Consider the following 12,585-nt stretch of genomic DNA (forward strand, 5'->3'; position numbering starts at 1 on the left):
GAGGAATGCGCCGCAATCGTGTCCGCTGTGTGCGGCGGTCTAGACCATGCGCGAGCCCCCCGCAACGCACGACCAGGGTCAGCTAATCCGCCGCCTCCGTCCCCGGCCGGACTTTCTGATCCGGCAAGGCCTCGATGACCACGAAGGCCTGGGCCATGGGCGGATCGTCCGTGAGGCTCACGTGCAGGCGCGCCGCGTGACCCTCCGGCATGAGTTCCGCGAGCCGCTCGGCGGCGCCCCCGGCCAGCCGCAGGGTCGGCTGCCCGGAGGGGAGGTTCACCACCTCCATGTCGCGCCAGAACACGCCGCCGCTGAGGCCGGTGCCCAACGCCTTCGCGCAGGCCTCCTTGGCGGCGAAGCGCCTCGCGTAGCCTTCCGCACGGGCGGCCCGGCGGTCGCAGCGGGCCCGCTCGCCCTCGGTGAACACCCGATGTGTGAAGCGCTCGCCGTGTCGTTCCAGCGTCCGGGCAATCCGGCGGATGTCGCAGAGATCCGATCCGATCCCGATGATCATGCGCGCCGCGCCCGGTCCATGGCGGCACGCATGTCGCGCACCGCCTGATCGAGCCCGACGAAGATGGCGTCGGCGATCAGCGAATGGCCGATGTTGAGCTCCCGAATCTGCGGCAGCGCCGCCACCGGTCCGACGCTGCCCAGTGTCAGTCCGTGACCCGCATGGATCTCCAGGCCGAGGCCGGCGCCGTGCTCGGCGGCGCGCCGGATCCGGCCCAGTTCATGGGCGGTCTTCGCCGCGTCGTCCCCGAGGGCGGCCTCGCAATAGCTGCCGGTATGCAGTTCAACCACGGGCGCCCCCAGGGCGCAGGCGGCGTCCATCACGGCGGGCTCGGGCTCTACGAACAGCGAGACCCGGATACCCGCCTCAGCCAGCGCGCGGATCCGCGGCGCGAGGTGATCGCGGCCGCCGACGATGTCGAGGCCGCCTTCGGTGGTACGCTCCTCGCGCTTCTCCGGGACGAGGCAGGCGGCGTGGGGCCGGGTGGCGAGGGCGATCCTCACCATCTCGTCGGTGGCCGCCATCTCGAAGTTGAGCGGCACGGAGAGACCGCGCTTGAGCGCCGTGATGTCGGTGTCGCGGATGTGGCGCCGGTCTTCGCGCAGGTGCGCGGTGATTCCGTCGGCGCCCGCCTCGACCGCGAGCAGCGCGGCCCGCACCGGGTCCGGGTAGTCGCCACCGCGGGCGTTACGGACCGTCGCGACGTGATCGATGTTGACGCCGAGGCGCAGCTTTTCGGAGGTCATCCGCTCGTTCGTCCCAAGATCGGCGCGATGCGCCCAGCTCCAGGCAGCGATATGCTGGCGTCCTGGCGCTCCGGCAAGGCGGGGCGGAAGATCTGCGCCGCGTTGGCGGCGAGTCGTGTGCCGGATCCCGGATCAGGTTCTTCTTCTCTCCGCCTGTCCGGGAAAGTGCGCGGATTCCCACCGGACCCTTTCCCAGGCGCATGCAGCATAGCGGAATGCGGCCCGGGACCCAGCAAACCGGGCCTCAGCACAGGAATCGCCGCGCAGCGGCTCCAACCGAAACCCGACCGCGCCGCGACCATCTCGTTCGACTTGCCATTCCCGACAAAACCGACTATGCGCCGCCCCTCGCGTTCGCTCCGGCCGGGGGCTGAACGGACGGTGCCGCTTACGGCATAGGGCTCGTCAAGAATCCGTCGTCCGGTGTCTCCGCCTTCGATCAACCGCTCGGGCCTGAAAATCGGCTCGAAGGGCTTGGCGCCGAGCGATCCGCGAGATGAACCGGCCCGAAACAGCCGCCTCTCGGCGGTCGGGCTCCTTTTGACGCTGAAAGGCCCGACGATGCCTCTCTACGAGCATGTGCTCTTGGCCCGCCAGGACGTGACGTCCCAGCAGGTCGAGTCGATGATCGACACCTACAAGGGTGTGATCGAGCAGAACGGTGGCCGTCTCGAGAAGATCGAGATGTGGGGCGTGAAGTCCCTCGCCTACCGGATCAAGAAGAACCGCAAGGCGCATTTCGCGCTCCTCAACATCGACGCCCCGCCGGCCGCCATCGCCGAGATGGAGCGCCAGATGCAGATCTCCGAGGACGTGCTGCGCTTCATGACCATCCGGGTCGAGGAGCTAGATTCCGAGCCGTCCGCCATGATGCAGAAGCGCGACCGCGACGACCGCAAGGATCGCGAGCGCGGCCGTCGTCGGGACGACGAAGGCTTCGGCGGCGGCGGCTTCGGCGGCGACCGGGGTGATCGCGGCGATCGCGGCGAGCGCAGCTTCGGCGGGGAGGGCTAACCCATGGCATTCGGTGCTGGTGCGGGCGGCGGACGCCGTCCCTTCTTCCGTCGTCGCAAGACCTGCCCGTTCTCCGGCGCGAACGCGCCGAAGATCGACTACAAGGACGTCAAGCTCCTGTCCCGCTACGTGTCCGAGCGCGGCAAGATCGTGCCGTCGCGGATCACCGCGGTCTCGGCCAAGAAGCAGCGCGAGCTCGCCCAGGCGATCAAGCGCGCCCGCTTCCTCGGCCTGCTGCCCTACGTGATCAAGTAGGACTCGAAACCCGCCGGCCCGGCATCAGCCCGGGCCGGTCCTCGCAGAGGGCGGCCCGAGGTCGTCCGATCGTTGGGGCGCGCAAGCCGCCTCTAACCCTGCCGCAGCGGCAGCGGGACAGCGGATTTCATGGCACAGCACATCGGCATCGGTATCGGCGCGGGTCTCGTCTCGGCACTCCTGTTCGGGGTGCTGCTGAAGGCGACGCCGCTCGCGATCCTGCTCTACCTCGTGGCACCGCTGCCGATTCTGATCGTGGGGCTTGGCTGGAGCCACAGGGCCGCCCTCGCGGCCGCGGCCACCGGCAGCCTCGCCCTCGTCCTGGTGGTCGCGCCGTTCATGGGCCTCGCCTTCGGCGCCTATATCGCGCTGCCCGCGTGGTGGCTCGCCTACCTCACGCTCCTCGGCCGCGAGACGCCGAACGGCCTCGAATGGTATCCGACCGGCCGCCTGCTCGGCTGGACCGCGGCGACGGCAGCCCTCGCGTTCATCGCCATCGCGGTCCTGTCCTCGCCGAACCACGCCGCCTTCGACGCGCAACTGCGCGGGCTCGCGCAGACGCTGGTGCAGACCCGCATGCCCGCGCCGCGGACGACGGCGGAGGCCCGGCGCACCGATGCGGCGCCGGCCGAGAAGGAGGGCGGCGATCCGGACACGGCTGCCGGACCGGACTCCGCGCCGAAGGCCGAATCCGACCCGTCCGACGTGACCCGTGCAGAGATGGCTGACGCCCTCGCGCGCGTCGTGCCGGCCTTCGCGGCCAACGGGCTGGCGCTGCTCCTGACCTTCTATCTCTGGGCCTCGGCGCGGATCGTGAAGATCTCCGGCCGTCTGCCCCGGCCCTGGCCCGACATCCCCTCCACCGCCATGCCGCGGACGACCCTCGCCACGCTGGCGGCCGCTATCCTGATGTGCTTTGCGCCCGGCTATGTCGGCGTGTTCGGCATCGCGCTGGTCGGCGCGCTCAGCGCGGCCTTCGCGCTCCAGGGGCTCGCCGCCTTCCACGACCGCTCCCGCGGCCGGCCGGGGCGCGGCCTGATGCTGTTCGGCATGTACCTGATCCTGTTCGTGACCCAGGGCATCGCCCTGGTGGCACTCACCGTGTTCGGCCTCGCCGACACCGCCCTCGACCGCCGCCGTCCGAAGGACAATCCGGCGCCGTGAGACCCCGGCCTCCGCGGCCGAAACCCTGAAGGAGAAAGACCATGGAAGTGATCCTGCTCGAGCGCGTGGCCAAGCTCGGCCAGATGGGCGAGACCGTGAATGTCCGTCCGGGCTTCGCGCGCAACTTCCTGCTCGCCCGCGGCAAGGCCCTGCGCGCGACGGAAGCCAACAAGAAGCACTTCGAGGGCCAGCGCGCCCAGCTCGAGGCCCGCAACCTGGAGCGGAAGAAGGACGCCGAGGCGGTCGCCGAGAAGCTGAACGGCCAGAGCTTCATCCTGATCCGCCAGTCGGGCGAGACCGGCGTGCTCTACGGCTCCGTCTCGACTCGCGACCTCGCCGAGGTCGTCTCGAAGGAGGGCTTCTCGGTCGAGCGCGGCCAGTTCATCCTGAACCAGCCGATCAAGACGCTCGGCCTGCACACGGTGCCGGTGGTGCTGCACCCCGAGGTCGAGGTCGAGATCACCGTCAACGTCGCCCGTAGCCCCGAGGAGGCCGAGCGTCAGGCCCGCGGCGAGTCGGTCACCGAGCGCGAGGCGTTCAACCTCGACGACCTGGGCCTCGAGGTGGGTCAGGCGCTCGCCGATGCCGGCGAGGGTGCCGACGACCGCGGCTGAGCCTTGTTCGACCGCCCGGCCGGCTTGTTCGCCGGTCGGGCTTGGGCTGGGGAACCGCTACGAAGCAGCTCCGCTGCGAGGCGACCTGAGTGCGGTATACCGGTGAACATTGGGGATGATCCGCCCCGAGACTTGACACGTTCCAGTTTTGTTCCAGCATGGACGCCCGCCGCTCGCGAGAGTCGGCGGGCGTCCGCTTTTCCGCGCTCCGGCCCGGCAGAACCGGCCGTCGGCTAGGCTTCGGTAACCATACCGGGGCCAAGGTCGTGCGGTGTGATCCTGGCGCGCCCACCGCGGCGCCTGATACGGAGTCGTCCGCCGATGGCCTTGCCCAATGCGCTCACGGCCAAGCTCGAAGCGGTCCAGGCCGAGTACCGCGTCGCCCCGCACAACATCGACGCGGAGCAGGCGCTGCTGGGCGCGATCCTGGTGAACAACGACGCCTACTACCGGGTATCGGACTTCCTGCTGCCCGAGCACTTCATGGAGGATGCCCACCAGCAGATCTTCACGGTGGCTGCGTCCCTGATCAAGGCCGGCAAGCTGGCCACGCCGATCACGATGAAGACCTATCTGGGCGACGCCGATTTCGGCGGCCAGACGGTGATGCAGTACCTTGCCCGGCTCGCCGCCGACGCCACCACGGTGATCAATGCCGGCGAGTACGGCCGCACGATCTACGACCTCGCGATCCGCCGCCGGCTGATCACCATCGGCGAGGATCTGGTGAACGGCGCCTACGAGGCCCCCGTTGAGGACTCGCCTCGGGACCAGATCGAGCACACCGAGCGCCGGCTCTACGAGCTGGCCGAGGCGGGGCGCTACGATGGCGGCTTCCAGAAGTTCTCGGACGCGCTCACCGCGGCGGTCGACATGGCCGCCAAGGCCTACCAACGCGACGGCAAGCTCTCGGGCATCGCCACGGGCCTGTCCGACCTCGACGCGAAGATGGGCGGCCTGCAGCCCTCCGACCTGATCATCCTCGCGGGCCGCCCGGCCATGGGCAAAACCTCGCTGGTAACCAACATCGCCTTCAACATCGCCAAGGCCTATCGCGGCGAGAAGGGGCCGGACGGCGTCACCAAGACCGTCAACGGCGGTATCGTGGGCTTCTTCTCGCTGGAGATGTCGGCCGAGCAGCTCGCCACCCGCATCATCGCCGAGCAATCGGGCGTGCCCTCCTACAAGATCCGCCGCGGCGATATCCGCCCGGAGGATTTCTACAAGATCACCGACGCCGCCCGGGACATGCAGACGATCCCGTTCTACATCGATCAGACCGGCGGCATCTCGATCGCGCAGCTCGCCGCCCGCGCCCGGCGCCTGAAGCGCCAGAAGGGCCTCGACCTGCTGATCGTCGACTATCTCCAGCTCCTCTCGGGCTCGGGCAAGCGCAGCGACAACCGCGTGCAGGAGATGACCGAGATCACCACCGGCATGAAGGCGCTCGCCAAGGAGCTGGCCTGCCCGATCATCGCGCTGTCGCAGCTGTCCCGTCAGGTCGAGAACCGCGACGACAAGCGCCCGCAGCTGGCGGACCTGCGGGAATCGGGCTCGATCGAGCAGGACGCCGACGTGGTCATGTTCGTGTTCCGCGAGGAGTACTACGTCGGCAACAAGAAGCCGCGCGAGGGCACGGAGGAATTCTTCGCCTGGGAAGCCGAGATGCAGCGCGTCCACGGCAAGGCCGAGGTGATCCTCGGCAAGCAGCGTCACGGCCCGACCGGCACCGTGGAGCTGCAGTTCGACGCCAACATCACCCGGTTCTCGAACCTCGCGCAGACGGACCGGATCCCCGAGCAGATGTGAGCGGGGCAACCGGACCGGAACGCACAGTCATCGCGAGCGCAGCGAAGCGACCCGGTGCCGCGTAACGCATCGACGCGGGGCGCCGCTGGACTGCACCGCTGCATTCGCGACGACGGTTAGATCTGTCAGCTGTCCGATCTAGAAGCGGCGTGTACGCCACGCCGGTCTCCGCCGGCCTGATCCGCGAACCATCGCCGAACCCGGCCGTTGAGCGAGGACGAGTGTCCCGCCGCCGCAGGAGCGACGATGAGCGAGCCGACCCCGCCGAAGATGCCCTACTGGCACGTCTACACCGACGCGGAGGGCGTGAGCCGGCAGGAGCGGTTCCACATCGAGCGGTTCACGTTCGAGGGGATCAACCCCGAGACCGCGCCGCAATGGAACGACAAGATGGATTCCGCACAGGCGGTGGTGACCTTCACGGTCCTGCCGGTGGGTTGGGTTGGCGCGTGGCATGAGAATCCGCGCCCGCAATGGATCGCGATCCTCTCGGGGCGCTGGTTCGTCGAGACCATGGACGGTCACCGAGTGGAGATGGGTCCCGGCGAGTTGATGATGGGCGAGGACCAGAACACGAAGGAACGCGACGGCAGGAAGGGCCATCTCTCCGGCACGGTGGGTGACGAACCCTGCACGATGATCGTGACCGGACTTCAGGTCGAGCCGACCGTGAACCAGCCCGGTCGCTTCAAGTAGGAGTCGGCTCGTGGACGGTTTCGAGCTGATCCAGCCGCGCTTCAAGGGCTATGTCCTGCCGAACGCCCCCTTGCAGAAGCTCGCCGAGGGCTTCCGCTGGACGGAGGGCCCGGTCTGGTTCGGCGACCGCGACGAGCTGCTGTTCTCCGACCTCCCCAACAACCGGGTGATGCGCTGGGCGGAATTCGCGGGCTTGAGCGTCTACCGGGAGGCAAGCGATTTCGAGAACGGTCACGCGCGCGACCGGGAGGGTCGGATGCTGTCCTGCTCGCACCGCGGCCGGCGCATCCACCGGACCGAGCTCGACGGGCGCATCACCAGCCTCGTGGAGCATTACCGGGGACGGCGGCTGAACTCGCCCAACGACATCGTCTGCAAAACCGACGGCACCATCTGGTTCTCCGACCCGCCCTACGGCATCCAGACCGATTACGAGGGCGGCAAGCAGGAATCCGAGCTGCCCGCCGCGGTCTACCGCTTCGACCCGCGCGACGGCTCGTTGCGCGTGGTGGCGGACGATTTCCAGGGCCCGAACGGGCTGTGCTTCTCCCCCGACGAGCGCAGGCTCTACATTGTGGAGACCGGCCTGCAGTTCGACATAGATCCGCTCCAGCACGTACGGGTGTTCGACGTCGCCGACGACGGGTCCCTGTCCGGCGGCGACGTGTTCTGCACGATCAGCCCGGGCAATGCCGACGGGATCCGCTGCGACGAGCACGGCAATCTCTGGTCGAGCGCCGGGGACGGGGTCCACTGCATCGATCCGGGCGGCGAGTTGGTCGGCAAGATCCTGGTGCCATCGACCGTGGCCAATCTGACCTTCGGCGGCCGCAACAACAGCCGCCTGTTCCTCTGCGCCTCGCACGCGCTCTACGCGATTTACGTCAACGTGCGCGGAGCCCCTCTGCTGTGAGCGCGGTGCGGGCGATCGTCGGGTTCGGCCGCACGGTCGCGGACCTCGGCGCCACCGAGGCGTTCTATCGCGACGCCCTCGGCTTCGTGCGGCTCGCCCCGCCGGAGCCGGTGCCGGTCGTGCAGGCGGAGGCGCTGGGGCTCACGGATCGGCGCGCCACGCAGCTGCGGATGCGGCTTGGCGCGCAGGCCGTGACCTTCCTGACGGTGGATCCGCCCGGCGCACCCTACCCGACCGATCCCGCGGCGACGGACCCGTTCTTCCAGCACCTCGCCATCCCGGTGCGGGACATGGGAGCCGCGATGGCGCAGCTCGCGGCGGTCGGCGCGACGTCGATCACCCGCGGCGGCCCGCAGCTCCTGCCGGCGTCCTCGGGCGGCGTCACGGCCTACAAGTTCCGCGACCCGGACGGGCATCCGCTGGAGCTGATCTTCTTCCCCGACGGTGCTGCGGCCGAGCGCTGGGGCGCCGCGCCGGGCCTGTTCCTGGGCATCGATCACTCGGCCATCACCGTCAAGGATCTCGCCGCAGCCCTCGCCTTCCTCACCGGGCCGCTCGGCCTTGCCGTCGTCGAGCAGGGCCTGAACCGGGGCATCGAGCAGGCACGGCTCGACGGAATGGAGGATCCGCAGGTCGACGTGATCGCGCTGGAGCCTCCGGAGCCTGCGCCGCACGTGGAGCTGTTGCACTACCGCGCGCCGACACGTGGGCGGCGAAGTCTCTACAGCCCAGCCGACCGTGCCACGACCTTTTACGTCTTCTCCGTGGCCGATCCGCAGGGCCTGTCGCGACGCCTGCGCGAAGTTGGACTGATGCCGCGCGTTTCCGCGGAAGGTGCGGCGGTCTATTGCACGGGTCCGGACGGACACGGCTTCTTGTTCGAGCGCGCATGAGAGCCTCGCGTCGGCGAGATGTGACTCGGGCTTGACGCGCCGCCCCTCCGGCGTCCAATCCGGCCGCCCCGGAGGTGAGACCGATGCCGCTCCTCGCCCTGCCCTTTCCGGCCATCGATCCGGTGGCCCTCGCGATCGGGCCGATCACGATCAAATGGTACGCGCTCGCCTACATCGCCGGCCTCATCGGCGGCTGGTATTACGCGCGCCGCCTTGTCATGGCCGACAGCCTCTGGGGCGTTGTGAAGCGTCCGCAGGCCGTCGACATCGACGACCTTATCGTCTGGGTGGCGCTCGGCGTCGTGCTGGGCGGCCGGATCGGCTACGTGCTGTTCTACAATCTGCCCCTGTACATCGCCGATCCGATGGAGATCCTGGCGATCCGCAACGGCGGCATGTCGTTCCACGGCGGTTTCCTCGGGGCGATCCTGGCCTTCCTGCTGTTCGCCCGCTCCAAGGGGCTCAACGGCTACACGCTCCTCGACATCGGCGCCGTGGTCGTGCCGATCGGGCTGTTCTTCGGGCGCATCGCCAATTTCGTGAACGGTGAGCTCTGGGGCCGCGTCGCGCCGGACTTTCCCTACGCCATCGTGTTCCCGAGCGGCGGACCGCTGCCGCGCCACCCGAGCCAGCTCTACGAGGCGGCCACCGAAGGCCTGTTGCTGTTCATCGTCATGGCGATCAGCGTCCGCCGGTTCGGCTTCCGCAAGCCGGGGCTGCTGGGCGGCATCTTCGTCCTCGGCTACGCGCTCGCCCGGACCTTCTGTGAATTCTTCCGCGAGCCGGACCGACAGCTCGGCTTCCTGTTCGGCGACCATCTCGGACCCATGGGCGGCGGCGTGACCATGGGCATGCTGCTCTGTGTGCCGATGATGATCGTCGGTCTCACCTACATCGTCCTCGCGGGAACCGGCCGGACGCGTCCACGCCATCCGCTGCCGGCGCCGGCCGCGGAGGAGGCGCGCAAGGCGCCCGTGGAGGCGTGACGCCGCTCGGCGCCGAGATCGCCGCTCTGATCCGCCAGACCGGGCCGATCGGCGTCGATCGCTACATGGCGCTGTGCCTCGGCCATCCGGTCCACGGCTATTACCGCACCCGCGATCCTCTGGGCGTCCGGGGCGACTTCACCACGGCGCCCGAGATCAGCCAGATGTTCGGCGAGTTGATCGGCGCCTGGTCGGGCTATGTGCACGGGCTGATGGGTCGGCCTGATCCGCTGGTCCTGGTGGAACTCGGACCGGGCCGCGGCACGCTGATGGCGGATGCCCTCCGGGCGCTGCGGGCTGCTGCGCCGGGCGTGCGCGTAGCGCCCCACCTCGTCGAGACCAGCCCTGTCCTGCGGGCCGCGCAGGAGCGCGCCCTCGCCGGGACCGGCGCGATCTGGCACGCGGAGGTGGAGACCCTGCCCCCGGGCCCGTCGGTGGTGGTGGCCAACGAGTTCTTCGACTGCCTGCCCGTGCGCCAGTTCGAGCGACTCCCGACCGGCTGGCATGAGCGACAGGTCGGGTTGGGTCCGGCAGGCGGGCTTGCCTTCGGATTGTCGCCGGAACCGACCCCCGGCCTTGAGGCGGCAGGGCCCGTCGGCGCGCTGATGAGCGTGCCGACGGCCGGCCTCGCTCTGATTCGCGGGCTGTCGCAGCGCCTGTGCGCAGCGGGTGGTGCGCTGCTGGCGATTGATTACGGCCACGTCCGCCCAGGCTTCGGCGACACCCTTCAGGCGCTGTCGGGACACAGCTACGCCGATCCGCTCGCGGCGCCCGGCCAAGCAGATCTCACGCATCATGTCGACTTCGCAGCCCTCGCGCAGGCCGCGCGCGTCGAGGGCGCAGAGGTTCACGGGCCCGTGGAGCAGCGCGATTTCCTGTTTGCCCTCGGCCTGCTTGCCCGCGCCGAGCGCCTGCAGAGCCGCGCCACCGAGGCTCAGGCGCCCGAGATCGGACGGGCGACCGCCCGGCTCACCGAACCGGGCGTGCGCGGCATGGGCAGTCTGTTCAAGGTTCTCGCAGTCAGTGGCCCGGGCCTCGGGCCGCTCCCCGGCTTTCCGAACACCTGAAACGAAGCGGAACTCCAGCCCTATCAGCCGAAGGATCCGAAGCCGGAATCCGTCTGGCTGGCGGGTCGCGGGGTCGGCGGAGCGGGCGGGTTCGGATCGTTCGGGTCGAAGGCAGCGGGTTCGCCCGTGACCGGATGCGCGGGTGCGCTCGGTGCGCGAGGCTCCTCGGTCTGGGTGATCTCGGTCAGGGTGTCGGTCTCGATCCCTCGTGACATCGCAATCCCTCTCGCAAACCCTCGCGAAGGAAAGCCAGCATCAGCCTCCTTTTGCGGTGCAACACGAATCTGCCGCCTCGAGCGTCATCGTCAAGGGGACGGCCATGCGGTATCGGACCGCGACAGGGAACCGCGAGGGAGCCGACTGTGACCGCAGGCATGATGATCGAGGCGCCGGAACTCTCCTCTCACGCCGGGCTGCGCCACGCCTTCTTCACCCGCGTAGGCGGCGTGTCTGACGGGATCTACGCCTCGCTCAACGGCGGACTCGGATCCCAGGATGCGCCTGAGCGGGTCGCCGAGAACCGGGCGCGCATGTGCGCGCAACTCGGCCTCGCGCCCGACCGGCTGGTCAGCCTGTATCAGGTCCATTCGGCCGAGGTCGTCGTCGTGGAGGCGCCGTTTCCCGGGTCGGACCGCCCGAAGGCGGATGCCATGGTGACGCGGACGCCCGGCCTGGCCCTGGGTATCGCGACCGCCGATTGCGGGCCGATCCTGTTCGCGGATCCCGAGAACGGGGTCGTCGGGGCGGCTCATGCGGGCTGGAAAGGTGCGCTGACGGGCGTGATCGGCGCGACGGTCGCCGCCATGGAGAGGCTGGGGGCGCGCCGCAGTCGGATCGTGGCCGTTCTGGGTCCGACGATCGCGCAGTCCTCCTACGAGGTCGGTCCGGACTTCGTCGCCCGCTTTCGCGGGGAAGCACCCGGGATGGAGCGGTTCCTGGGTCCGGGCACGCGCGCCAATCATGCGCAGTTCGATCTGCCGAGCTTCATCCTGGCTCGCTTGGCCGAGGCGGATGTCGGCGAGGCCACGTCGCTGAACCTCTGCACCTACGCGGATCCCGAACGGTTCTACAGCTACCGGCGCACGACGCATCGGGGCGAAGCGGATTACGGCCGACTGATCTCGGCGATCGCTCTCACGCCGTAGCGGAAGCCCCCCAAGCACAGGCCGGTCGGGGTGCGACACTTTGTCAACGCAGCTTGGCAGAAAAAGCGTGGCCGCAACCGAACCTTGGCCGTTCGAGCGCGTTTAGGGGTCAAGGTGCCGGGGAAAACGGCGGGTTGCCACAAGGGGCCGCGATGAGCGGTCGGCGACACCGCGGAGCGCAAAGCAGCCCTGGAACCGCTGGAACGCAACCAGATCCGTGTTCCGCGGACGACCCGCGAGACGGGCGGCGCGGAACCACCAGTGAGGACCAGACCATGAAATCCCTGCTCCGTGCCGCCACGGCCCTCGCCGGCGTCGCCGTCGCCGGTTCCGCCTTCGCCGCCGACCTTCCGCGCCGTGCTGCGCCGCCGCCGGTGTTCACCCCCGTGCCGGTGTTCACCTGGACCGGCGCCTACTTCGGTATCAACGCCGGCTACGCCTTCGACGCCAGCGACCGCAACACCGGCAACACCTTCGGCGTGCCCTTCCCCTACGCCGCCCCCGGCACGGTGGCCACCTTCCGCAACCGCAGCCAGGACGGCTTCTCCGGCGGTGGCCAGGTCGGCTACAACTACCAGTTCACCCCGGGCTCGGGCGTGGTCATCGGCGTCGAGGCCGACGCCCAGTACCTCGACTTCGGCCGCAACCGGAACAACGCCTTCCTCTCCGGCGCCCTGGCCCCCGGCTACTACGTCACCGACCCGCGCGGCCTCTCCAGCCTCGACTTCTTCGGCACCGTGCGCGGCCGCCTCGGCTACGCCTTCGACCG

At 69.4% G+C, this 12,585-nt stretch carries 14 protein-coding genes and 1 pseudogene; 12 read left to right on the forward strand and 3 right to left on the reverse strand.

From position 1 onward, the window contains the following. Positions 1-82: 82 nt before the first annotated feature. Positions 83-514 carry a holo-ACP synthase gene (gene acpS, locus ACLBX9_RS15350; protein WP_447719524.1) on the reverse strand — a complete coding sequence of 144 codons (432 nt, stop codon included), beginning with the start codon at positions 512-514 and terminating at the stop codon, positions 83-85. Beyond that, entirely contained in the window at positions 511-1,260 is a 750-nt protein-coding gene (locus ACLBX9_RS15355) for a pyridoxine 5'-phosphate synthase (RefSeq protein WP_447719525.1), read from the reverse strand. Before ACLBX9_RS15355 ends, acpS begins: the two co-directional genes overlap by 4 nt. Positions 1,261-1,821: 561 nt before the next feature. Here ACLBX9_RS15355 and rpsF point away from each other — a divergent pair. The 10 genes from rpsF (at position 1,822) to ACLBX9_RS15405 (ending at position 10,671) form a co-directional block, all read left to right on the forward strand. Next, positions 1,822-2,274 carry a 30S ribosomal protein S6 gene (gene rpsF / locus ACLBX9_RS15360; RefSeq protein ID WP_010682828.1) on the forward strand — a complete coding sequence of 151 codons (453 nt, stop codon included), beginning with the start codon at positions 1,822-1,824 and terminating at the stop codon, positions 2,272-2,274. A 3-nt stretch (positions 2,275-2,277) separates the two neighbouring features. Beyond that, positions 2,278-2,529 carry a 30S ribosomal protein S18 gene (gene rpsR, locus ACLBX9_RS15365; protein ID WP_007561044.1) on the forward strand — a complete coding sequence of 84 codons (252 nt, stop codon included), beginning with the start codon at positions 2,278-2,280 and terminating at the stop codon, positions 2,527-2,529. A gap of 129 nt (positions 2,530-2,658) precedes the next feature. After that, positions 2,659-3,693: a DUF2232 domain-containing protein gene (locus tag ACLBX9_RS15370; RefSeq protein ID WP_010682827.1), complete on the forward strand. Its 1,035-nt coding sequence runs from the start codon at positions 2,659-2,661 to the stop codon at positions 3,691-3,693. A 41-nt stretch (positions 3,694-3,734) separates the two neighbouring features. Next, on the forward strand, positions 3,735-4,307 hold the full coding sequence (gene rplI / locus ACLBX9_RS15375; RefSeq protein ID WP_010682826.1) for a 50S ribosomal protein L9: 573 nt from the start codon (positions 3,735-3,737) through the stop codon (positions 4,305-4,307). Between the two features lie 321 nt (positions 4,308-4,628). Then, entirely contained in the window at positions 4,629-6,116 is a 1,488-nt protein-coding gene (locus ACLBX9_RS15380; RefSeq protein WP_010682825.1) for a replicative DNA helicase, read from the forward strand. 246 nt (positions 6,117-6,362) lie between these two features. Continuing rightward, the gene (locus ACLBX9_RS15385; RefSeq protein WP_010682824.1) at positions 6,363-6,812 is read left to right on the forward strand and encodes a cupin; all 450 of its coding nucleotides are present in this window, start codon (positions 6,363-6,365) and stop codon (positions 6,810-6,812) included. 10 nt (positions 6,813-6,822) lie between these two features. Next, positions 6,823-7,725, forward strand: coding sequence for an SMP-30/gluconolactonase/LRE family protein (locus ACLBX9_RS15390; protein ID WP_010682823.1), 903 nt, complete (start codon positions 6,823-6,825; stop codon positions 7,723-7,725). After that, entirely contained in the window at positions 7,722-8,618 is an 897-nt protein-coding gene (locus tag ACLBX9_RS15395) for a VOC family protein (RefSeq protein ID WP_447719526.1), read from the forward strand. Before ACLBX9_RS15390 ends, ACLBX9_RS15395 begins: the two co-directional genes overlap by 4 nt. An 83-nt stretch (positions 8,619-8,701) precedes the next feature. Beyond that, positions 8,702-9,604, forward strand: coding sequence for a prolipoprotein diacylglyceryl transferase (gene lgt, locus ACLBX9_RS15400; protein ID WP_447719527.1), 903 nt, complete (start codon positions 8,702-8,704; stop codon positions 9,602-9,604). Then, a complete protein-coding gene (locus tag ACLBX9_RS15405) occupies positions 9,601-10,671 on the forward strand; it encodes a class I SAM-dependent methyltransferase (protein ID WP_447719528.1) in 1,071 nt (356 codons plus the stop codon). The genes lgt and ACLBX9_RS15405 overlap by 4 nt, the downstream gene beginning before the upstream one ends. Positions 10,672-10,694: 23 nt before the next feature. Here ACLBX9_RS15405 and ACLBX9_RS15410 read toward each other — a convergent pair whose 3' ends face one another. Next, the gene (locus ACLBX9_RS15410; protein WP_010682819.1) at positions 10,695-10,886 is read right to left on the reverse strand and encodes a hypothetical protein; all 192 of its coding nucleotides are present in this window, start codon (positions 10,884-10,886) and stop codon (positions 10,695-10,697) included. Positions 10,887-11,045: 159 nt separating this feature from the next. Here ACLBX9_RS15410 and pgeF point away from each other — a divergent pair, with 159 nt between their 5' ends. After that, a complete protein-coding gene (gene pgeF / locus ACLBX9_RS15415) occupies positions 11,046-11,816 on the forward strand; it encodes a peptidoglycan editing factor PgeF (protein ID WP_447719538.1) in 771 nt (256 codons plus the stop codon). A 275-nt stretch (positions 11,817-12,091) separates the two neighbouring features. After that, positions 12,092-12,585, forward strand: a pseudogene (locus ACLBX9_RS15420) (porin family protein); the annotation flags it as partial.

Source organism: Methylobacterium sp. A49B (assembly GCF_053346215.1).

Bases quoted from the DNA above. Each gene is read 5' to 3' on its own strand.
- acpS (WP_447719524.1), bottom strand. From the start codon at position 514: ATGATCATCGGGATCGGATCGGATCTCTGCGACATCCGCCGGATTGCC.
- ACLBX9_RS15355 (WP_447719525.1), bottom strand. From the start codon at position 1,260: ATGACCTCCGAAAAGCTGCGCCTCGGCGTCAACATCGATCACGTCGCG.
- rpsF (WP_010682828.1), top strand. From the start codon at position 1,822: ATGCCTCTCTACGAGCATGTGCTCTTGGCCCGCCAGGACGTGACGTCC.
- rpsR (WP_007561044.1), top strand. From the start codon at position 2,278: ATGGCATTCGGTGCTGGTGCGGGCGGCGGACGCCGTCCCTTCTTCCGT.
- ACLBX9_RS15370 (WP_010682827.1), top strand. From the start codon at position 2,659: ATGGCACAGCACATCGGCATCGGTATCGGCGCGGGTCTCGTCTCGGCA.
- rplI (WP_010682826.1), top strand. From the start codon at position 3,735: ATGGAAGTGATCCTGCTCGAGCGCGTGGCCAAGCTCGGCCAGATGGGC.
- ACLBX9_RS15380 (WP_010682825.1), top strand. From the start codon at position 4,629: ATGGCCTTGCCCAATGCGCTCACGGCCAAGCTCGAAGCGGTCCAGGCC.
- ACLBX9_RS15385 (WP_010682824.1), top strand. From the start codon at position 6,363: ATGAGCGAGCCGACCCCGCCGAAGATGCCCTACTGGCACGTCTACACC.
- lgt (WP_447719527.1), top strand. From the start codon at position 8,702: ATGCCGCTCCTCGCCCTGCCCTTTCCGGCCATCGATCCGGTGGCCCTC.
- ACLBX9_RS15410 (WP_010682819.1), bottom strand. From the start codon at position 10,886: ATGTCACGAGGGATCGAGACCGACACCCTGACCGAGATCACCCAGACC.
- pgeF (WP_447719538.1), top strand. From the start codon at position 11,046: ATGATGATCGAGGCGCCGGAACTCTCCTCTCACGCCGGGCTGCGCCAC.